This is a genomic window from Actinopolymorpha rutila, from assembly GCF_013407855.1.
In the GTDB taxonomy this organism is placed as follows: domain Bacteria; phylum Actinomycetota; class Actinomycetes; order Propionibacteriales; family Actinopolymorphaceae; genus Actinopolymorpha; species Actinopolymorpha rutila.
Window position 1 is genome coordinate 3,071,507 of sequence record NZ_JACBZH010000001.1, and the last position, 20,751, is coordinate 3,092,257.

Below are 20,751 nucleotides of genomic sequence, written 5' to 3' on the forward strand. Positions count from 1 at the left end.
GCCGCATGCGAACGCACTCAGAGGACCGCCCCGTGCTCACCGCGGACCTGCGTACGCCCGACGGCTGGCCGGTACCCCACGGCGTCGTCACGGTGACCGACCTGCGCGGCCAGCAGGTGGCCCGGGCCGAGGCCGACGACGAGGGCGCTGTCGTCACCAGGCCGCTGCCGGCCGGGACCTACACCGCCATCGTCACCGCGGCCGGGCACACCCCGACCGCGCGGACCGTCGTCGTCGGCGGCAGCGGCGCCACACTCGGTGTGGTGACGCTGCCGCGGACGGGCGGCATGCCGCTGCCGGCGGAGGGTCCGTGGGTGATCGACCCGGACCACTCCAACGTCGAGGCGACCGCGCGGCACCTGGGCTTCTCCAGCGTCAAGGGGCGGTTCACCCACTTCGGCGGCCGGATCCACATCGCCCGGCCGATCGAGGAGTCCCGGGTCCACGCCGTCATCACCGCCGACAGCATCGAGACCGGCAACAAGATGCGCGACGACCACCTGCGTACGCCCGACTTCCTGGACGTCGCGCGCCATCCGACGATCGAGTTCCGCAGCGAGCGGCTGTCCGCGACCGGTGAGAACCGCTGGACGATGGACGGCACGCTCACCATCAACGCGATCAACCGGCCGGTGAGCCTGGACCTGCGCTACCTCGGCGCGGGTCCGGACACCTTCGGTGGCGTGCGGGCCGGCTTCTGGGCCACCACCGAGCTGAAGCGGGACGACTTCGCGATCAGCTACAACCAGTTGGTACGAGCCGGCGTCGCGGCGGTCGGCGCGACGATCCGGGTGGAGCTGAACATCCAGGCCGTGCAGGGCGAGGAGCTCCCGTCGTTCTGACCGGCTCGGGACGGCTGGTCAGAACGTCCGCAACCGGACGCGTGGGCCGTCCGACGCACCCCTCACGACCTGCCGCGGCCCGCGGTCTTCCCGATAGCGTCGTCGCGTCGGTCCGGACTCGCTCCTGACGGGCTCGCTCTCAGGGGCGAGGACGGAACGACTCGACGACGAACATCTGCGGAAGGGCGTGGCGTGAGCGGTAATTCGGGTCTCGTGAGTGGCCTCGGCGATCTGGCGCACCTGTCCGGTGCGGTCACCCGGTCGATCAGCGCGGAGAACCCCACCGGTGAGAAGGGGCGCGGCGGCGCGGCGACCGAAGGTACGGGTGCCAGGGCGGCCCGCGACCTCGGCCTGGGCTGGAAGGTCTCGCCCTCGATCCGCATCGGAGCGGGGGAGACGGCGAGCCTCGCCGAGATCGACGGCCCCGGTGCGATCCAGCACATCTGGCTGACCACGCACGTGTCGAACTGGCGCCGGCTGCTGCTGCGCTTCTACTGGGACGACGACACGCGCCCCGCGGTCGAGGTGCCGGTGGGTGACTTCTTCGGCCAGGGGTGGGGGAAGTTCGCCCAGCTGAGTTCGATGCCGGTGGCGGTCAACCCCAACGGCGGCTTCAACTCGTACTGGACGATGCCGTTCCTGCAGAACGCGCGGGTCACCCTGGAGAACCTCGCCGACGAGGACGTCATCGTCTACTACCAGGTGGACTACACGCTCACCGAACTCGGCGCGCAGGGCGACCAGGTGGCGTACTTCCACTCGCAGTGGCGGCGGAGCAACCCGCTGCCCAGCAAGGACGTGCACACCATCCTGGACGGCGTGACCGGCGCGGGCCACTACGTCGGCACCTACCTCGCCTGGGGCGTCAACAGCGTCGGCTGGTGGGGCGAGGGCGAGCTGAAGTTCTTCCTGGACGGGGACGAGGAGTTCCCGACGATCTGCGGCACCGGGACCGAGGACTACTTCGGCGGGGCGTGGAACTTCGACGTGCCCGGGCAGGGTTACACGGCGTTCTCGACTCCGTTCCTCGGGCTGCACCAGATCATCGCGCCGGACGGGCTGTACCAGAGCCAGCAGCGGTTCGGGATGTACCGCTGGCACGTCCTCGACCCCATCCGCTTCGCCTCCGACCTGAAGGTGACGGTGCAGGCGCTGGGCTGGCGTTCGGGCGGGCGGTACCTCCCGCTGCAGGACGACATCGCCTCGACGGCGTTCTGGTACTCCGGGGAGACCTCCCACGCGGGTCCGGCGACCCCCGACCTGGACACCCTCGAAATCCTCTGACGCTCAGAGCGCTTCTGAACGAGGTGGGAAGACTTGTCGGGCCTTATGACACCCGTAGGTCTTCCCACCTCGCCACTCGGCAGGGCGCGGTCAGGCGCGGCGGCGGGTCCGGGCGTCGTCCTCCGCGGCCCGGGCGCGGGCGGCGGAGGACGCGGCCGCCAGTGCGGCGGTGAAGTCCTCGGTCTCCTGCAGATGCTCGTCCATCAGCACCCCGGCCGACCGCCGAGCCTTCCGGCGTACGGCACTCATGATCTTGGCGTGGTAGTCGATCGCACGCTCGGCGAGCTCGGCGTTCTCCTCGACGGTGCGCCGGCGGACCGAGCGCAGCGCGCCATCGACGGAGTGGAACAACGTCAGCGCGAACGCGTTGCCGGCCGCCCGCAGCAGCGCGTCGTGGAAGTCGACGTCGGCGGAGCTGAACGTGTCCAGGTCCTGCGCCGCCCAGGCCTCGCGCATGGTGGCCACGGCGGCCTCCATCCGGTCCAGATCCTCGTCGGCACGCCGGACCGCGGCGAGCTCGGCGATCCCGCGTTCGACGATGCGGCGTAGCTCGGTGAGCTCGTGCGCCAGCTCGTACCCCGACTCCAGCAGCGCCCGCGCGTTGAGCACCGTGCTGTCGAACGGCGCCCAGGTGTCGGGCTGGTTCACGAACGTCCCGCGCCCCTGCTGGACCCGCAGCACGCCTCGCTGGCGGAGGTCCTTGATGGCCTCGCGCAGCGTCAGCCGGCTGACGCCGGCGCGTTCGGCGAGAACGGGTTCGGGTGGGAGCCGGCTGTCGGGCGGGTAGACGCCCTCGACGATCTCGTCCAGCAGGCGTTCGGCCAGCTGGTCGGCGAGCCCCGAGCGGCTGACACCGGTGAGCGCGCCCCCAGCGCCAGTGACCCCAGAGCCGATAACGCCTCCCGCGGCCCCGTCGCCTCCGGGTCCGCGCCCGTCGCGGCCGGTCGTGACGCGGGCCGGCTTCCTCGGTCGTGGTTTCCGGTCGGTCATGTCCGCCGTGCCTCCCAGGGTGCCCGCCAAGGTGACCACCATCGGACAGGCTGGTGGGTCGACTGCGGCCCAACCCTAAGGCACCCGCCTGACGGCCCGCCCGAACACGCCCTACGGCGGTCCGCAGCCGCTTCGGAGCGGGTACGATTCCCGACATTGAAACATCAGATGACTTGGAAGGTGACACAAGTGACGCCAGCGACGCCAGGGACGCCAGCCACCGACCAGCCCGCGCTCGCTGAGGTCACGCTGCGGCTGCACGAGACCGACAACGTCGTGATCGCGATGGGCGACCTCGCCCCCGGCAGCTACGCGCTGCCCACCGGCGGGACGCTGCAGGTCGCCGACGCCGTGCCCCGCGGTCACAAGGTCGCCGTGGCGCCGGTCGCCCCTGGCGAGCCGGTCCGCAAGTACGGCCAGGTCATCGGTTTCGCCAGTGAGCCGATCACGCCCGGGCGGCACGTGCACACGCACAACACGGTGTTCCAGATGTTCGAGCGGGAGTACGACTTCGGCGTCGACGCCCGGCCCACGAAGTACGTACCCGAGAACGCCCGGGCGACCTTCCAGGGAATCGTCCGCCCCGACGGCCGGGTGGCGACCCGCAACTACATCGGCATCCTCACCACGGTCAACTGCTCGGCCACCGCGGCCAAGCTGATCGCCGAGCGCTTCAAGTACGACGTCCTCGACGAGTTCCCGAACGTCGACGGCGTGGTGTCGCTCACCCACAGCACCGGCTGCGGCATGGCCGGCCCGGGCAGCGAGGGCTTCGAGGTGCTCCGGCGTACGCTCACCGGCTACGCCAACCACCCGAACTTCGCCGGATTCCTCGTCCTCGGCCTCGGCTGCGAGGTCAACCAGGTCTCCTCCCTGGTCGAGCACTGGAACATCCCCGAGCACAAGATCACGGTGCCGATGACGATCCAGGAGCTCGGCGGCACCCGCAAGACCGTGGCCGAGGGAATCGCCCGGATCAAGGAGATGCTTCCCGAGGTCGACGCCGTGACCCGGCAGACGGTGCCCGCCAGCGAGCTGATCCTGGCGATGGAGTGCGGTGGCTCCGACGGCTACTCCGGCATCACCGCCAACCCGGCGCTCGGTGCGGCCGCCGACCTGCTGGTGGCCCACGGCGGCACCGCGGTCTTCGGTGAGACGCCGGAGATCTACGGCGCCGAGCACCTGCTGGCCCGGCGGGCCGTCAGCCGCGAGGTGGGGGAGAAGCTGATCCGCCGGATCCACTGGTGGGAGGACTACACCGCCAAGCACTCCGGCTCGATGGACAACAACCCCTCGCCGGGCAACAAGGCGGGCGGGCTCACCACGATCCTGGAGAAGTCCCTCGGCGCCGCGGCCAAGGGCGGCACGACCAACCTGGCCGACGTCGTGGAGTTCGCCGAGCAGATCACCGCGAAGGGCCTGGTCTTCATGGACACGCCGGGGTACGACCCGGTGAACGCGACCGGCATGGTCGCGGGCGGCTCTCAGGTGCTGTGCTTCACCACCGGGCGCGGTTCGGCGTTCGGATGCAAGCCCACGCCGTCGATGAAGCTCGCCACCAACTCCGACGTCTACCAGCGGATGACCGACGACATGGACGTCAACTGCGGGGTCGTCGCCGACGGAGAGGCGTCCGTGGCGGAGGTCGGCAGGCAGATCTTCGACCGGGTGCTGGCCACCGCGTCGGGAGAGAAGACCAAGAGCGAGGAGCTCGGCTACGGCGACGAGGAGTTCGTGCCGTGGCAGCTCGGTGCGGTGATGTGAGCTCGTACGCCATGCGACTCAGGTCGCGATCCAGGGAGGACACGCCGTGAGCGACGCCACCAGCCCGACCGGGCTCGGCCCCTTCGAACGCGTACGCGAGCTCAGTCCGCACACACCGCTGCCGCGGCTGATCCCGGTCCGCCAGCACTACGACGTGCCGGCCGAGCCGGACGTGGCCGCCGCGACGGCCCGGGAGCTGGAGGCGCTGCGGACGCGGATCCGGCCGGGGATGAGCGTCGCCGTCACCGCCGGCAGCCGGGGCATCCACGACCTGGCGACGGTGGTCCGGGCGGCGTGTGACTGGCTGCGCGCGGCCGGGGCCGAGCCGTTCGTCGTACCGGCGATGGGTTCCCACGGCGGGGCCACCGCGCAGGGCCAGGTCGCTGTCCTCGCGTCGTACGGCGTCACCGAGGAGACGATGGGCGTACCCATCCGGGCGACCATGGACACCGTCGAACTCGGCCGGGTGCCCGACGGCCCGATGGTCCACCTCGACGCCAACGCCGCCCAGGCCGACGGCATCCTGCTGGTCAACCGGATCAAGCCGCACACCGACTTCCACGGCGAGATCGAGTCCGGGCTGGGCAAGATCGCCGCCATCGGCCTGGGCAAGCAGCGCGGCGCGGAGGGCATCCACGTCTACGGCTCGACCGGCCTGGCCCGCTGGATTCCCGCGGTGGGCCGGCACATCGTCGAGACCGGCCGCGTCCTCGGCGGCATCGGCATCGTCGAGAACGCCCACGAGCGGACCGCCCGGATCGCCTTCGTCGAACCCGACGGCATCGCCGGCCCGGCCGAGACCGCACTGCTCGCCGAGGCCGGCCGGCTGCTCGGCCGGCTGCCGTTCGACGAGCTGGACGTGCTGGTCGTCGACGAGCTCGGCAAGGACAAGTCCGGCTCCGGCATGGACACCAACGTCATCGGCCGGATGTGGATCGCAGGCGTCGACGAACCCGAGCGTCCCCGGGTCACCAACATCACCGTGCACGGGATCAGCAAGGCGTCGTACGGCAACGCGGTGGGCGTGGGGCTCGCCGACTTCGTGCCGTTCCGGGTGCTGGAGGACATCGACCTGCACGCGCTCTACGTGAACGCGATGACGTCCGGCATCGGTGGCGTGCGCCGGGCGAAGCTTCCGATCGCGCTGCCCACCGACGACGCCACGGTGGCCGCGGCGATCCTGATGTGCGGGCGGCCCGACCCGGAGAACGTCCGGCTGGTCCGGGTGCACGACACCCTGGACACCGTGCACCTGCTCGTTGCGGAGAGCCTGCGCGCCGAGGTGGAGGCACAGTCGCAGCTGGAGATCGTCGGGGAGCCGGTGGCGTTCGACTGTACGCCGGACGGTGCGTTGCCGGCCTGGCCGCCGCTGGAGGCGTGACTCTCCGGACGTTCCCGAAATTCCGGTGTTGCTGAACCACCCGGTTCCTCGCCGCGTGTCGTGGGAGAACATCGCTCAGTACGACGCTCCTGCGACCCGCCTGACCGACGGAGGACACCGTGGACACACCCGAGCGCCGCGACGAGGCACAGATGACCCGCCGGCACGCCCTGGGCGGGGTGGCCGCAGCGGCCGCCGCGTTCCCCCTGCTCGCCGCGTGCGGCGGTGACTCATCCGGCAATGGCGGCGCCGGCGACTCGTCCGCCCGGAAGGCCGACGACAAGACGCCGGGCAAGGCGGAGAAGACGCCGAAGTCCGGGGACGACACCAAGAAGTCCGGCGGCGACGACGCGGCCAAGGGCGGCGGCGGTGGCGACTCCCTCGCCTCGACCAGCCAGATCCCGGTGAAGGGCGGCAAGATCTTCGCCGCGCAGAAGGTCGTGGTGACCCAGCCCCAGAAGGGGACGTTCAAGGCGTTCTCCGCGAGCTGCACCCACCGGGGCTGCACGGTGGGCGACGTGACCGACGACACCATCAAGTGCCACTGCCACGGCAGCGCCTTCAGCGCGCTCGACGGTTCGGTCAAGCAGGGTCCGGCGACCAGGCCACTGCCGCCGGTGAAGATCGAGGTCAAGGGCAGCTCGATCAAGCTGGCCTGAGCGGTCGGTTCGGGTCGTTTACCCGATCCGGTACGGCAGGCACCGGGGCGGCCCGGCGCCCGTATGGGGGTGCCGTCGCCTAGGCTCGGAAAAGTGGCAGATCCCGCGACCTATCGACCCACACCCGGCTCGGTTCCCGACCAGCCGGGCGTTTACCGATTCTCCGACCCTCGGGGCCGGGTGATCTATGTCGGCAAGGCCAAGAGCCTGCGCTCCCGCCTCGGGTCGTACTTCCAGGATCTGGCCGCACTCCATCCGCGCACCCAGGCGATGGTGCAGACCGCCGGCAAGGTCGAGTGGACGGTGGTCAACACCGAGGTCGAGGCGCTGCAGCTGGAGTACTCCTGGATCAAGGAGTTCGACCCGCGGTTCAACGTCAAGTACCGCGACGACAAGAGCTACCCCTGGCTGGCGGTCACGCTGGACGAGGAGTTCCCGCGGCTGCAGGTGATGCGCGGCTCCAAGCGAAAGGGAGTCCGCTACTTCGGGCCGTACTCCCATGCCTGGGCGATCCGGGAGACACTCGACCTGCTGCTGCGGGTGTTCCCGGCGCGCACCTGTTCCAAGGGCGTGTTCAACCGCGCCGGCCAGATCGGGCGTCCCTGCCTGCTCGGCTACATCGGCAAGTGCTCCGCGCCCTGCGTCGGCCGGGTCACCCCGGAGGAACACCGGCAGATCGTCGAGGACTTCTGCGACTTCATGGCCGGGCACGCCGCGCCCTACATCCGCCGGGTCGAGCGCGACATGCGCCAGGCCTCCTCGGACCTGGAGTTCGAACGCGCCGCCAAGCTGCGCGACGACCTCAAGGCACTCGAGCGCGCGCTGGAGAAGAACACCGTGGTGCTGGCCGACGGCACCGACGCCGACGTGGTGGCGCTGGCCGAGGACCAGCTCGAGGCCGCCGTCCAGGTGTTCCACGTACGCGGCGGGCGGATCCGCGGCCAGCGCGGCTGGGTCGCCGACAAGACCGACGACGCCGAGACCGGTGAGCTGGTGGAGCGGCTGCTCATGCAGCTCTACGGCGGGGAGGGCGGGGAGTCCGTACCCCGCGAGGTGCTGGTGCCGGCCCTGCCCGCCGAAGACACGGCGCTGGCCGACTGGCTGTCCGAACGCCGGGGTGCCCGGGTCGACCTGCGGGTTCCCCAGCGCGGTGACAAGAAGGCGCTGATGGAGACCGTGGCCCGCAACGCCCACCAGGCGCTCGGGCTGCACAAGACCAAGCGGGCCAGCGACCTGACCACCCGCAGCCGGGCGCTGCAGGAGATCCAGGACGCGCTCGGGCTGCCCGAGGCGCCGCTGCGGATCGAGTGCTACGACGTGTCCAACCTGCAGGGCTCGGACGTGGTGGCGTCCATGGTGGTGTTCGAGGACGGCCTGCCCCGCAAGAGCGACTATCGCCGGTTCACGGTGCGGGCCCGCGGTCGCGGCGACGGCTCCAACGACGTCGCGTCCATCCACGAGGTCATCACCCGGCGGTTCCAGCGTTACCTCGACGAGCACGCCGAGACCGGTGACGTCGGCGCGGCCTCGCCCACCGACGCCGAGGGCACGCCCGCCGAGGCCGCCGGCGGAAACGCCGCCGGCAGGTCGAACGGCACCGGTGGTGCCGCCGGCGCCGGCAGGTCGAACGGTTCCGGGACGGCGGCCGCCACGTCCGGCGTGCCCGCGGGTATCGACCCGGAGACCGGCCGGCAGCGCAGGTTCTCGTACGCGCCCGGGCTCCTGGTCGTCGACGGCGGCCCGCCGCAGGTGGCCGCGGCCGCCCGCGCGATGGACGAGCTGGGGATCGACGACGTGCCCGTCTGCGGCCTGGCCAAGCGGCTCGAGGAGGTGTGGCTCCCCGGCCAGGAGGATCCGGTCATCCTGCCGCGTACCAGCGAGGGCCTCTACCTCCTCCAGCGCGTCCGCGACGAGGCGCACCGGTTCGCGATCACGTTCCACCGCCAGCGCCGGTCGAAGTCGATGGTGGAGAGCCTGCTGGACGACGTTCCCGGGCTCGGCACGACCCGGCGCAAGGCGCTATTGCGGAAGTTCGGGTCACTCAAGCGGCTGCGCGCCGCGACGGCCGAGGAGGTGGCCGAGGTGCCCGGCATCGGCATGCGTACGGCCGAGTCGGTGGTGGCGGCCCTGCACCAGCCCGAGCGGGCAGGCGGCCGGCCGGCGGTCAACACCGCGACCGGTGAGATCCTCGACGACGCACCGGACCCGGTGCGGTCCCGGCCGGCCGAGCTGCCCGATCGACCCGAGCAGAACGATCAGGCGGAGCAGGACGAGCAGGACGAACGTACCGACCCGCCGTCGCCGGTCGCCGACGACGACGCGATGATGCGAGATCTCGCACCTACCAGGGGAGCAACCGATGACGACAGACCCTCCTGAGCTGGTCCTCGTCTCCGGCATGTCCGGAGCCGGGCGCAGCGCGGCCGCGCACGTCCTGGAGGACCTCGGATGGTTCGTCGTCGACAACCTCCCGCCCGAGCTCCTTCCCACGATCGTCAAGCTGGTCGGTGGCGGCGACCGGTCCGTCTCCCGGATCGCGGTGGTGGTCGACGTCCGCGCCGGCTCGTTCTTCGCCGCCCTGCAGGGTGCGCTGGAGGCGCTGCGGGCCCGTGACGTACGCCCGATGTTGTTGTTCCTGGAGGCCGGCGACGAGGTGCTCGTCCGCCGGTACGAAAGCGTGCGCCGGCCGCACCCGCTGCAGGGCGACGGCCGGGTCCTGGACGGCATCGCCCGCGAACGCGATGCACTGCGCGAGCTGCGCGCCGACGCCGACCTGGTCATCGACACCTCGAACCTCAACGTCCACCAGCTCGCGGCGAAGATCGTCAACGCGTTCGGCGGCGCGGACGACCAGGCGCTGCAGGCCACGATCGTGTCGTTCGGCTACAAGTACGGCATCCCGGTCGACGCCGACCTGGTGGTCGACTGCCGCTTCCTGCCCAACCCGCACTGGCAGCCGGAGCTGCGGCCACGGACGGGTTTGGACGCGGAGGTTCGGGAGTACGTCCTGAAGCAGGAAGACGCGTTGCCGTTCCTCGACCAGTACGAAGGCCTGGTGACCCTGCTGGCGCGGGGCTATCTGCGCGAGGGGAAACGGTTCGCGACGATCGCGGTCGGATGCACCGGCGGCAAACACCGGAGTGTGGCGATGGCGGAAGAACTCGGCGCAAGGCTGCGGGAGCGTGGCATCGGCAACCTCGTCCTGCACCGCGACCTGGGGCGCGAATGAGTTCGCCCCAGGTGTCGCCCCAGACGCCGGGCGGGCCGAAGGTCGTCGCCCTCGGCGGCGGGCACGGCCTGTCCGCGTCGCTGTCGGCGCTGCGCCAGGTCACCGAGCACCTCACCGCGGTGGTGACGGTGGCCGACGACGGTGGCTCCTCCGGCCGGTTGCGCTCGGAGTTCGGCGTGCTTCCGCCCGGTGACCTGCGGCAGGCGCTGGCCGCCCTGTGTGGCGACGACGAGTGGGGACGTACGTGGGCCGAGGTGCTGCAGCACCGGTTCGCCAGCGACGGTGAGCTGTCCGGGCACGCGGTCGGGAACCTGCTGATCGTGGCGCTGTGGGAACGCCTGGCCCAGCGCTCGCCCGGCGTCGTGCCCGGGACGTCGGACGCGGCGGCCGCCGCGGGAGCGGCCACCGACCGCCACGTCGCCGGTCTGGACTGGGTGGCCCGGCTGCTCGGTGCCCGCGGCCGGGTGCTGCCGATGTGCGCTGTCCCGTTGCGGATCACCGCCCAGGTCGAGGGCCTCGATCCGGAGAACCCCGCCCTGGTGCGGACGGTGCGGGGCCAGTCGGAGGTGGCGAGTACGCCGGGCCGGGTCCGCAGCGTGGCACTGGAGCCGCCCGACCCGCCGGCCTGTCCGGAAGCGGTAGCGGCCGTGCGCGAGGCCGACGGCGTGGTGCTCGGGCCGGGCTCGTGGTTCACCAGCGTCCTCGTCCACCTGCTGGTGCCGGAGCTGGCGACCGCGTTGCACGAGACGAAGGCCCGTCGCATCCTCACCCTCAACCTCGCACCGCAGGCGGGGGAGACCCGCGGCTTCTCGCCCGAGCGGCACCTGGAGGTGCTCGCCGCGCACGCCCCTGACCTGCGCGTGGACGTCGTGGTGGCCGACGACGCGTTCGTCGCGGACCACCCGGCGCTGGTCGACGCGACCACCCGGCTCGGTGCCGAACTCGTGATGGCCGACGTAGCCTGGACCGACGGTTCGCCGAAGCATGATCCGCAGCGGCTGGCCCGCGTGTATGCCAAAGTGTTATCGTCGTGACTCTGGGTAGCGTAGATGATCCTGAGAAGCCTCACCGGCTCGACCCATTCGCGGTACGAATTCCGCATTCGTGGCAGGATCGGGCCATGGCGATGACGGCGCAGGTCAAGGCGGAGCTCACCAGTGCGACGGTGACAAAACCCTGCTGTCGCAAAGCCGAGGTGTCCGCGACCCTTCGGTTCGCCGGCGGCCTGCACATCGTCAGCGGCCGGATCGTCATCGAGGCAGAGCTGGACACCGGCGCCTCGGTCCGGCGACTACGCAGAGAGATCGCCGAGGTTTTCGGGCACGTCAGCGACGTGCTGGTGCTCGCTCCGGGCGGGCTTCGCAAGTCCAACCGGTTCGTCCTGCGCGTGGTCCGGGAGGGCGAGGCGCTCGCCCGCCAGACCGGTCTGCTCGACGGTCGCGGCCGGCCGGTTCGAGGGCTGCCGCCGCAGGTGGTCAACGGCTCGACGTGCGACGCCGTGGCGGCCTGGCGCGGAGCGTTCCTCGCCCATGGTTCGCTGACCGAGCCGGGTCGCTCCGGTGCGCTGGAGGTCACCTGTCCCGGCCCGGAGGCCGCGCTCGCCCTGGTCGGTGCGGCCCGGCGGATCGGCATCGTGGCCAAGGCCCGTGAGGTGCGCGGCATCGACCGGGTGGTGATTCGAGACGGTGACGCGATCGGCGCTCTGCTCACCCGGCTGGGCGCGCACGAGAGCCTGATGGCCTGGGAGGAACGCCGGATGCGCCGGGAGGTGCGCGCCACCGCCAACCGGCTCGCCAACTTCGACGACGCCAACCTCCGGCGTTCGGCCCGCGCCGCCGTGGCCGCGGGCTCCCGGGTCCAGCGCGCACTGGAGATCCTGGGCGAGGATGTGCCCGAGCACCTGCAACTGGCCGGCAGGTTGCGCCTGGAGCACCGGCAGGCCTCACTGGAGGAGCTCGGCCAGATCCACGAGCCGCCCCTGACGAAGGACGCGATCGCCGGTCGCATCCGGCGGCTCCTGGCGATGGCCGACAAACGAGCGGCCGACCTCGGAATTCCCGGGACCGACGCCAACCTCACCGCGGAGATGATGAGTTCCTGACCGCTTCCCGGCCACCTTCGGGCCGGGTGCCTCACCTGGTTCCTGACCAGCGGCTCCGTCCGTCGCGGGCCGGGTCGGGGGAGGGTGGGGCAGACCAGATAGTCTCCGCGGTGAGAATGCCTCGGCGCACACCCAGGGAATCGCCGCCAGGCAACGAGGCCAGGCCCCTGTCCGCAGCGCAGATGCACGACAAGCAACGACCCATGCGAGGGAGCGTCCTGTGACCATTCGGGTTGGAATCAACGGCTTCGGCCGGATCGGCCGCAACTTCTTCCGGGCCGCACTCGCCCAGGGTGCGGACGTCGAGATCGTCGGTGTGAACGACCTCACCGGCAACGACGTCCTGGCCCACATGCTGAAGTACGACTCGGTTCTTGGCAAGCTCGACGCCGAAGTGACGTACGACGACACGTCGCTGACCGTCGACGGCAAGTCCTTCCGCGCCACCGCGGAGACCGACCCGGCAAAGCTGCCGTGGGCGGAGCTCGGCGCCGACGTCGTCATCGAGTCGACCGGCCGCTTCACCAAGGCCGAGGATGCCCGCAAGCACGTCGAAGCCGGCGCCAAGAAGGTCATCATCTCCGCGCCGGCCACCGATGAGGACATCACCATCGTGCTCGGCGTCAACGACGACAAGTACGACCCGGCGAAGCACTCGATCATCTCCAACGCGTCGTGCACCACCAACTGCGTGGCGCCGATGACGAAGGTGCTGCTCGACAACTTCGGGATCACCAAGGGTCTGATGACCACGATCCACGCCTACACCACCGAGCAGCAGCTGCTCGACCAGATCGCGGTGACCCGCAAGGGCTCGGTCAACCTGCGCCGTGCGCGGGCGGCCGCCATCAACATCATCCCGACGACCACGGGTGCGGCGAAGGCGACCAGCCTGGTCATCCCCGAGGTCAAGGGCAAGCTCGACGGCATGGCGTTCCGCGTCCCGGTGCCGACCGGCTCGGTCACCGACCTCGTGGTCGACCTGGAGCGGGAGACCACCAAGGAGGAGGTCAACGCGGCGTTCAAGGCGGCCGCCGAGGGCCCGCTGAAGGACATCCTCGTCTACACCGAGGACGAGATCGTCTCCTCCGACATCGTCAACACCGCGCCGAGCTGCACCATCGACGCGTCGCTGACCATGGTCAACGGCAACCAGGTCAAGGTCGTCGGCTGGTACGACAACGAGTGGGGCTACTCCAACCGTCTCGTCGACCTCGCCGCGCTCGTTGGTCGGTCGCTGTGACCCTGTCGACCATCGACGACCTGGGTGACCTCCGTGGCCGGCGGGTGCTGGTCCGCTCCGACCTGAACGTCCCACTGGACGAGGGACGGATCACCGACGACGGCCGCATCCGGGCCAGTGTCCCGACCATCCGCGCGCTCGCAGACAAGGGCGCGCGGGTGGTCGTGACCGCCCACCTCGGCCGGCCGAAGGGCGCACCCGAGCCGAAGTACTCCCTGGCGCCGGTGGCCGAGCGCCTCGGTGAGGTGCTCGGCGCCCCGGTGGCGTTCGCCTCCGACCTGGTGGGCTCGAGCGCGCAGGAGACGGTGGACAGCCTCACCGACGGGCAGGTCGCCCTGCTGGAGAACGTCCGGTTCGACCCCCGCGAGACCAGCAAGGACGACGCCGAGCGCGGCGCCCTGGCCGACGAGCTGGCGAAGTTCGCCGACGCGTTCGTCTCCGACGGGTTCGGTGCGGTGCACCGCAAGCACGCCAGCGTGTACGACGTGGCGCAGCGGCTGCCGCACGCCGCCGGTGGCCTGGTGGTCGCCGAGGTCGAGGTGCTCCGCCGGCTGACCGACCAGCCCGAACGCCCCTACGCCGTGGTGCTCGGCGGCGCGAAGGTCTCCGACAAGCTGGGCGTCATCGACAACCTGCTCGGCAAGGCCGACCTCCTGCTGATCGGTGGCGGCATGGTCTTCACCTTCCTAGCCGCCCAGGGCCACGAGATCGGCAAGAGCCTGCTCGAGGCCGACCAGATCGAGACCGTCAAGGGCTACTTGTCGCAGGCCGGTGACCGGATCGTGCTGCCGGTCGACGTGGTGGCGGCGACCGCGGTGTCCGGAGATGCCGAGCATGACGTCGTGTCCGTGGACGCGATCCCGGCCGACCGGCTCGGCCTGGACATCGGCCCGGAGTCGGCCCGTTTGTTCGCGGAGAAGCTGTCAGGTGCGCACACGGTGTTCTGGAACGGCCCGATGGGCGTCTCGGAGATCCCCGCGTTCGCGGAGGGCACCAGGGCGGTTGCGCAGGCGCTGACCGAGACCGACGGTCTGTCGGTCGTCGGCGGTGGTGACTCCGCGGCGGCAGTGCGTTCGCTCGGCTTCCCCGAGGACGCCTTTGGACACATCTCGACCGGTGGCGGTGCGAGCCTCGAGTACCTCGAGGGCAAGACGCTGCCGGGTATCGCGGTCCTGGAGGACTAGACAGTGGCGACGAAGCAGACCGGCCGCAGGGTCCTGATGGCCGGCAACTGGAAGATGAACCTCGATCACCGCGAGGCCGTCCACCTGGTCCAGAAGCTCACCTGGATCCTGCAGGACAAGAAGCACGACTACGAACGCGTCGAGGTGGCCGTGCTGCCGGCGTTCACCGCGATCCGGTCGGTGCAGACGCTGATCGACGGCGACAAGCTCCACCTGGTGCACGGTGCGCAGGACGTCAGCCAGTACGACAAGGGCGCCTACACCGGGGACGTCTCCGGTGAGATGCTGTCGAAGCTGGGCTGCAAGTACGTCCTCGCCGGGCACTCCGAGCGCCGGCAGTACCACAACGAGGACGACCAGCTCGTCAACGCCAAGGTGCAGGCCGCGTGCCGGCACGGCCTGGTGCCGATCCTGTGTGTCGGCGAGGGCCTGGAGGTCCGGCGCGAGGGACGCCAGGTCGAGCACGCCGTCGGCCAGGTGCAAGCCGCGCTTGACGGGCTGAAGGCCGAGCAGGTCGCCGACATCGTGATCGCGTACGAGCCGGTGTGGGCGATCGGCACCGGTGAGGTGGCCACGCCCGAGGACGCGCAGGAGGTGTGCGCGGCCATCCGGCAGGCGGTCGCCGACCGCTACGACGCCAATGTCGCGGACGCGGTGCGGGTGCTCTACGGCGGTTCGGTGAAGGCTGCCAACTCGGCCGGCATCATGGCACAGCCCGACGTCGACGGGTGCCTCGTCGGCGGTGCGAGCCTGGACCCGGAGGAGTTCGCCGGGATCTGCCGCTACCACGAGCTGCCCAACCTGCCTTCCTGAGCAGGTGATCGGCGTACCCGAACACCCGTACGTCGTCGCCAGCGCGGCACAGTCGGTCGACGGTTACCTCGACGACTGTTCCGGCGCCCGGCTGGTCCTGTCCGGTGAGGCGGACCTGGACCGGGTGGACGACGTACGGGCGGGGTGCGACGCGATCCTGGTCGGTGCGCACACCGTCCGGCGGGACGACCCGCGACTGCTGGTCCGTTCACCCGAACGCCGGCAGGCGCGGGTCGCGGCGGGTCTCCCGCCGAACCCGGCGAAGGTGGTGCTCACCCGGTCCGGTGATCTCGATCCCGGTGCGGCGTTCTTCACCGCCGGTTCGGCACTCCGGCTCGTCTACGCCCCAGGAGGCTCGGCGGCGCGGTTGCGCGCCCGCCTGGGCTCCTCGGCCACGGTCGTCGACACCGACGAGCTGTCCGGCGACCGTCCCGGCGAGGTGGATCTCCTCGCGGTGCTCGGCGACCTGCGCCGGCGTGGCGTGCGCCGCCTGCTGGTCGAGGGCGGCCAGAGGGTGCTGACCGCGTTCCTGACCGCGGGGCTGGTGGACGAGCTGCACCTGGTGGTCGCGCCGTTCTTCGTGGGTGACCCGGACGCGCCCCGCCTGGCCGGGCCGGGCGACTTCCCCCACGGGCCGGACCACCGGATGCGACTGGTCGAGGTACGTCAGGTGGGCGACGTGGTGCTGGCCCGTTACCTCCTCGCCGCCGCCGACGACTACTGGCTGCGGCAGGCGATCGAGCTGTCCCGCGCCTGCCCGCCCACCGAGTCGGCGTACTCGGTGGGCGCGGTCGTGGTCGACGACACCGGACACGAGATCGCCAGCGGCTACTCCCGGGAGACCGGCCCGCGTGAGCACGCCGAGGAGGTCGTGCTGAGCCGGATCGCCCCGGCCGACCCGCGGCTCGCCTCGGCGACGATGTACTCCAGCCTGGAGCCCTGCAGCGCCCGTGCCTCCCACCCCGTGCCCTGCGCGGACCTGATCATCGGCGCGGGCATCCGCCGGGTGGTGCTCGCCTGGCGCGAACCCGCGCTGTTCGTCGACTGCCACGGCGTGGAACGCCTGCGCGACGCGGGCGTCGAGGTGGTGGAGCGGCCCGAGCTGGCTCGGCTGGCCCGCGACGTCAACGCCCACCTCCTCGGCCAGGGCAGACCCTAGGAGAATGCCTTCCGGGCGTCCTGATGCACGGGGTGGAGGTACTGAACGGGCTTGCCGATCGTGGTGGCATAGGCGATCTCGCGGCTGGTGGACTCTCCGACGTAGCCGCCGATGTTCAGCACCAGCACCTCGTCGGCCAGGTCGATCTTCCGAAGGTGCAACGCGTCGAGCCGCGCCTTCAGTTCGTTCAACTCGCCCACGTCGTCCGACTCGTCCCTGCCGCCCATGCCGAACAGGTCGCCGTCGGACCTGGTGTCGCAACCGATCGACAGGACGATTGCACCGTCCAGGGTGAGACGAAGGTTCTGCCGGCGGAACTCCTCGTAGAACCTCGTGGAGCCGCACAGGACCACGATGCGCGGTCGGTCCCCGCCGAAGTCGCGCACCAGGTCGTGATGCCCGGTGCACTCGGCCGTGTCGTGGGGAGAGCTCATTGCTAGTCGTCCTTTCCGTACGGCCTGCCGTGCCGTCGCCACAGCATGAGGCCCCGACGCGTCGGTGGTCCGGTGAATCATGACGATCCACGTTCGCCACCGCGTGCTCCCGATTCTTCCGCGGAAGAATCGGGAGCACGCCAGGACTCCTCCTTCGGCGCTGTCCGTCGCGGTGCGAGACCGGTACCCCCGCACTATCGCCGGTCGGTGTTCGCAGCGGGTTTCCGGACGCTCCGGCCGAGGGCCATTCGCACCACGACCGCCGTGTACGCGCAGAGCAGGGCGAGCCCGGCCCACCACGGGAGCGGAAAGTACCCGGCCGACGGCGCGTAATGCGCGGTCACCTGCGGATACTTCACCATCGTCTGCATGACGGCGAAGCCTGCGGCCGGGGTGAGTCGCAGCAGCCACTCCGACACCGTGTCGGGCAGCAGCGGGAGCGCCGTGACGGCGTAGGGCACGGCGATCAGCGACGTTCCGATGAGGATCGCCGCCCAGCCGCGCCGTAGCAACACACCGAGCCCATACGTGAGCACGGCGCACAGCGCGAGCACTGCCGCGACTCCGACGATCACCCGCGCGCCGGTCGGAACGGACACCGGCTGCACGGGGATGCCGTTGCCCTTGAGGGCCGCCAGCCCCACCGGGAGGGCGACGCCGGCAGCGACCAGACCGGTGACGAAGATGGCCGCCCCGACGATGGCCGCCCGGGCGGCCATCACCCGCCGGGAGTCCGTGTCACGAGCCGTACGACCCCCGTATCGGCCCGCGACCACGATCGCGACGATCAGCGCGACCGTCAGGCCGACCAGCGTCAGCGCGACGGATGGCACGCCCTCCTCGCTGTGTGGTCCGATGTCGCCCGTGCCACTGACCGTGAGGACACCGTCGTGCTGCACTGCTCCGGACGCGTTGTGGTCCTTCTCCCAGTCCGTGTGGTTCATCTGGCCGACCGGGTCGCTGTCCCACGAGCCGGTGGCACTGCCCTCGACGGTGATGTTGTCGAAGGTACCCACGGCCTGGGTGAAACGGACCTCCTCGATCGCGCCGCCGAGGCCGACCTTGCGGAGGGTGAGGTCGCCGGGGGAGGTGGCGAAGAGCCCGACCTGCACGGTGTTCGGCAGCCCGGCGAGTTTCACCGTCCCGACGGTGTGCCACCGCCGGCCGTCGGTGGACTCGGCGCCGGTGATGGTGTCGGCCGAGCGTGACAGGCGCAGCCAGCGCGGGGACTGCTCCGACACGCCGCCCACGCTTCCGGCGATGTCGTGCTTGTAGTCGTACTGGAAACGCACACCGTGGCTGCCGGTCATCATCAGCGCGGCGTACTGCGAGCCCTGCCGCAACCCGTCCTTGACGATGATCCCGGCCTTCGCCCACGGCACCAGGCCGGACACGATCTGGTCGTGGTTCGGCGGGGGGTAGGTGATCGTCCCCGTCATCGAGGTCATCCGGACCGTGATGCTGCCCTCGGGGGCCAGGTCACGGTGCAGAAACCAGAACCTGTCGCTGACGGTGGAACCGTCGCCGGCGATCGGAACGGCCGGGCACCGGCCAGGGTCGCAGGACGAGCGGTTGCCGAGGCTGAACAGCAGGGCGAGGGCGATGACGGTGAGAGCTGCAGCAGCCAGGGCGATCAGCCGGCCAGGGCGGCGGAACGCGGTCCATTCCCGCTGAAGGAGTTCGGTGGTCGACATGCCGTCGGTTCTACGGATCGGCAGGTGACACGGCCCGAACTGGTGTTGTCATGCCTTTGTTAGGTTCTGCCGGGCATCCTGGAGGCATGACCAGGCTGCGCAGCGGAACGGTAGGCGTGCGCTTCACGATCTTGTATGCCGTGGTGTTCCTCCTGTCCGGCATCGGGTTGCTGGGCCTGACCTTTCTCCTCTCCGACGTCAGCATGAGCAGGTCGGTCCCGGCCGGGAATGCCCCCGCCCAAGACAGCCTGGCCGTGGCGCAACAGCGCATCCGGGAACTGGAAGACCAACTGGGCGCGGTGCACACGCAGCAGTCCCGCCAGTTCCTGGCGGGCTCGCTGATGGCGCTGATCGTGATGGCGGTCGCCGCATTGCTACTCGGTCGGATGCTGGCCAGGCGCGTTCTGCGGCCGCTGCGACTCCTCACGAGCGTCACGCGGCGCATCTCCGCGGACAGCCTGGATCGGCGGCTGGGCGTGACCGGACCGGCCGACGAGGTGAAGGAGCTCGCCGACACCATCGACGAGTTGCTCGGGCGGCTCGAGGCGTCGTTCACCGCGCAACGTCGCTTCGTCGCCAACTCCTCCCATGAGCTGCGTACGCCGCTGGCGACGATGCGGGCGTCGCTGGACGTCGCGGTCGCCAAGCCGGACCCTCCCGCCTCGACGGTGGCCCTCGCGGACCGTCTGCGTACGCAGCTCGACCGGGTCGATCACCTGCTCGACGGCTTCCTCGTACTGGCGCGGGCTCAGCACGGCCCGCTGCCCGACACGGCCTCGGTCGACCTCGGCGGTCTCGTCGACGGGGCACTGAGCGAGAGGTCCGCCGACGCACAGGCGAAGGGGCTCCGCGTGACGGTGGACGTCCAACCGGGGACGGTGACCCAGGGCAGCCCGGCGCTGCTGGCGCGGCTGGTGGGTAACGTCGTCGACAACGCCGTGACGCACAACGAGGACGGCGGGTGGATCGCGATCACCGGGTGCGCCCGCGAGCAGGAGACAGCGCTCGTCGTCGAGACCGGCGGGCGAGCCCTCGACCAGCGGGAGGTCGACCGGCTGGCGCACCCCTTCGAGCGGCTCGGCGGCGAGCGTACCGGCTCCTCGGGCCTGGGTCTGTCGATTGTGGCCGCTGTCGCCGCCGCCCACGGTGGCCGGCTCGCCCTGTTCGCCCGGCCGGAGGGCGGTCTGCGCGTGTCGGTCACACTCCCGGCGAGGCCGGCCGACCACGACGCGACACTTCCGGCGAGCATCGCGGGGGTTCCGGCGGCATGAGGATCCTCGTCGTCGAGGATGAGCACGCGCTCGCAGACGTCGTCGTGGAAGGGCTCCGCGACCAGGGGATGGCCGTCGACCTCGCGCGCGACGGGCTGGCCGCCGCCACCAAGCTCGACCTCACCGCGTACGACGTGGTGCTCCTGGATCGTGATCTGCCCGGCTTGCACGGCGACACGCTGTGCCAGCTGATCAACGAGCGAGTGGCCCGGCCGATGGTGCTCATGCTGACCGCGGCGAGCGCCCCCGGCGACCGGGTCAGCGGGCTGACCATGGGCGCGGACGACTATCTCGCCAAGCCCTTCCACTTCCCGGAGCTGATCCTGCGCATCCGGGCGCTGGCCCGCCGCAAGCCGGATGCGCGGCCGAGGAACCTGCACGCGGCCGGGATCGAGCTGAACCCGGTCCGCCGTACCGCCGTCCGCGACGGGCGGGACCTCAACCTCTCGGTGAAGGAGTTCGCCGTGCTGGAGGCCCTGTTGCGGGCGAGTCCGGGTTTCCTGAGCGCCGAGGCCCTGCTGGAGCAGGTCTGGGACGAGAACGCCGACCCGTTCACCAATACGGTGGCGGTGACGGTGGGCAGGCTTCGGCGCAAGCTCGGCGACCCGCCAGTCATCACGACGACGCCCGGAGTCGGCTACCGGATCGGGTGATCCGACGAACCCATCGGCGCGCAGGCGAATGGATGAGGCCCGCGTTCGGG

18 protein-coding genes are annotated in these 20,751 nt (G+C 70.8%); 15 read left to right on the top strand and 3 right to left on the bottom strand.

Annotation, left to right across the window (positions count from 1 at the left end):
* Positions 1 to 5: 5 nt before the first annotated feature.
* On the top strand, positions 6 to 842 hold the full coding sequence (locus tag F4554_RS13660) for a YceI family protein (protein ID WP_179787732.1): 837 nt from the start codon (positions 6 to 8) through the stop codon (positions 840 to 842).
* Between the two features lie 192 nt (positions 843 to 1,034).
* Entirely contained in the window at positions 1,035 to 2,126 is a 1,092-nt protein-coding gene (locus F4554_RS13665) for a DUF2961 domain-containing protein (RefSeq protein WP_179787733.1), read from the top strand.
* Positions 2,127 to 2,216: 90 nt separating this feature from the next.
* Here F4554_RS13665 and F4554_RS13670 read toward each other — a convergent pair whose 3' ends face one another.
* Positions 2,217 to 3,116 (bottom strand): FadR/GntR family transcriptional regulator, encoded by a 900-nt coding sequence (locus F4554_RS13670; RefSeq protein WP_179787734.1) that lies wholly within the window; start codon positions 3,114 to 3,116, stop codon positions 2,217 to 2,219.
* Between the two features lie 189 nt (positions 3,117 to 3,305).
* On the opposite strand from F4554_RS13670, the gene F4554_RS13675 reads away from it, so the two are divergent.
* From F4554_RS13675 to F4554_RS33605, 11 genes are all read left to right on the top strand, one after another.
* Positions 3,306 to 4,880, top strand: coding sequence for a UxaA family hydrolase (locus tag F4554_RS13675; RefSeq protein WP_337796022.1), 1,575 nt, complete (start codon positions 3,306 to 3,308; stop codon positions 4,878 to 4,880).
* Positions 4,881 to 4,926: 46 nt separating this feature from the next.
* Positions 4,927 to 6,261: a nickel pincer cofactor-dependent isomerase, group 22 gene (locus F4554_RS13680; protein WP_179787736.1), complete on the top strand. Its 1,335-nt coding sequence runs from the start codon at positions 4,927 to 4,929 to the stop codon at positions 6,259 to 6,261.
* Positions 6,262 to 6,380: 119 nt separating this feature from the next.
* Positions 6,381 to 6,920, top strand: a complete 540-nt coding sequence (locus tag F4554_RS13685) for a Rieske (2Fe-2S) protein (RefSeq protein WP_337796023.1) — start codon at positions 6,381 to 6,383, stop codon at positions 6,918 to 6,920.
* 93 nt (positions 6,921 to 7,013) lie between these two features.
* Positions 7,014 to 9,299, top strand: a complete 2,286-nt coding sequence (gene uvrC, locus F4554_RS13690; protein ID WP_179787737.1) for an excinuclease ABC subunit UvrC — start codon at positions 7,014 to 7,016, stop codon at positions 9,297 to 9,299.
* Positions 9,280 to 10,149, top strand: coding sequence for an RNase adapter RapZ (gene rapZ / locus F4554_RS13695; protein WP_179787738.1), 870 nt, complete (start codon positions 9,280 to 9,282; stop codon positions 10,147 to 10,149). The genes uvrC and rapZ overlap by 20 nt, the downstream gene beginning before the upstream one ends.
* The gene (locus F4554_RS13700; protein ID WP_179787739.1) at positions 10,146 to 11,183 is read left to right on the top strand and encodes a gluconeogenesis factor YvcK family protein; all 1,038 of its coding nucleotides are present in this window, start codon (positions 10,146 to 10,148) and stop codon (positions 11,181 to 11,183) included. Before rapZ ends, F4554_RS13700 begins: the two co-directional genes overlap by 4 nt.
* Before the next feature lie 86 nt (positions 11,184 to 11,269).
* Complete coding sequence (gene whiA, locus F4554_RS13705; RefSeq protein ID WP_179787740.1) at positions 11,270 to 12,250, top strand: DNA-binding protein WhiA; 981 nt, start codon at positions 11,270 to 11,272, stop codon at positions 12,248 to 12,250.
* 220 nt (positions 12,251 to 12,470) lie between these two features.
* Positions 12,471 to 13,493: a type I glyceraldehyde-3-phosphate dehydrogenase gene (gene gap / locus F4554_RS13710; protein ID WP_179787741.1), complete on the top strand. Its 1,023-nt coding sequence runs from the start codon at positions 12,471 to 12,473 to the stop codon at positions 13,491 to 13,493.
* A 2-nt stretch (positions 13,494 to 13,495) separates the two neighbouring features.
* Positions 13,496 to 14,677 (top strand): phosphoglycerate kinase, encoded by a 1,182-nt coding sequence (locus F4554_RS13715; RefSeq protein ID WP_202889936.1) that lies wholly within the window; start codon positions 13,496 to 13,498, stop codon positions 14,675 to 14,677.
* A 36-nt stretch (positions 14,678 to 14,713) separates the two neighbouring features.
* Positions 14,714 to 15,490, top strand: a complete 777-nt coding sequence (gene tpiA, locus F4554_RS13720) for a triose-phosphate isomerase (protein WP_202889937.1) — start codon at positions 14,714 to 14,716, stop codon at positions 15,488 to 15,490.
* A gap of 4 nt (positions 15,491 to 15,494) precedes the next feature.
* Positions 15,495 to 16,649, top strand: coding sequence for a dihydrofolate reductase family protein (locus F4554_RS33605; RefSeq protein WP_337796025.1), 1,155 nt, complete (start codon positions 15,495 to 15,497; stop codon positions 16,647 to 16,649).
* Here F4554_RS33605 and F4554_RS13730 read toward each other — a convergent pair.
* A complete protein-coding gene (locus F4554_RS13730) occupies positions 16,646 to 17,083 on the bottom strand; it encodes a hypothetical protein (RefSeq protein WP_238341296.1) in 438 nt (145 codons plus the stop codon). The genes F4554_RS33605 and F4554_RS13730 overlap by 4 nt on opposite strands.
* A gap of 194 nt (positions 17,084 to 17,277) precedes the next feature.
* Positions 17,278 to 18,777, bottom strand: a complete 1,500-nt coding sequence (locus tag F4554_RS13735) for a DUF1349 domain-containing protein (RefSeq protein ID WP_179787744.1) — start codon at positions 18,775 to 18,777, stop codon at positions 17,278 to 17,280.
* An 86-nt stretch (positions 18,778 to 18,863) separates the two neighbouring features.
* Between F4554_RS13735 and F4554_RS13740 the strand changes: the two genes are divergently transcribed.
* Together F4554_RS13740 and F4554_RS13745 are read left to right on the top strand one after the other, a co-directional pair.
* Complete coding sequence (locus F4554_RS13740) at positions 18,864 to 20,048, top strand: sensor histidine kinase (protein ID WP_179787745.1); 1,185 nt, start codon at positions 18,864 to 18,866, stop codon at positions 20,046 to 20,048.
* Positions 20,045 to 20,701 (top strand): response regulator transcription factor, encoded by a 657-nt coding sequence (locus tag F4554_RS13745; protein WP_179787746.1) that lies wholly within the window; start codon positions 20,045 to 20,047, stop codon positions 20,699 to 20,701. The genes F4554_RS13740 and F4554_RS13745 overlap by 4 nt, the downstream gene beginning before the upstream one ends.
* Positions 20,702 to 20,751: the final 50 nt, after the last annotated feature.

Coding starts and splice junctions, on each gene's coding strand:
- F4554_RS13660 (WP_179787732.1), top strand. CDS start 6: ATGCGAACGCACTCAGAGGACCGCCCCGTGCTCACCGCGGACCTGCGT.
- F4554_RS13670 (WP_179787734.1), bottom strand. CDS start 3,116: ATGACCGACCGGAAACCACGACCGAGGAAGCCGGCCCGCGTCACGACC.
- rapZ (WP_179787738.1), top strand. CDS start 9,280: ATGACGACAGACCCTCCTGAGCTGGTCCTCGTCTCCGGCATGTCCGGA.
- F4554_RS13700 (WP_179787739.1), top strand. CDS start 10,146: ATGAGTTCGCCCCAGGTGTCGCCCCAGACGCCGGGCGGGCCGAAGGTC.
- whiA (WP_179787740.1), top strand. CDS start 11,270: ATGGCGATGACGGCGCAGGTCAAGGCGGAGCTCACCAGTGCGACGGTG.
- tpiA (WP_202889937.1), top strand. CDS start 14,714: ATGGCCGGCAACTGGAAGATGAACCTCGATCACCGCGAGGCCGTCCAC.
- F4554_RS13730 (WP_238341296.1), bottom strand. CDS start 17,083: ATGAGCTCTCCCCACGACACGGCCGAGTGCACCGGGCATCACGACCTG.
- F4554_RS13735 (WP_179787744.1), bottom strand. CDS start 18,777: ATGTCGACCACCGAACTCCTTCAGCGGGAATGGACCGCGTTCCGCCGC.
- F4554_RS13740 (WP_179787745.1), top strand. CDS start 18,864: ATGACCAGGCTGCGCAGCGGAACGGTAGGCGTGCGCTTCACGATCTTG.
- F4554_RS13745 (WP_179787746.1), top strand. CDS start 20,045: ATGAGGATCCTCGTCGTCGAGGATGAGCACGCGCTCGCAGACGTCGTC.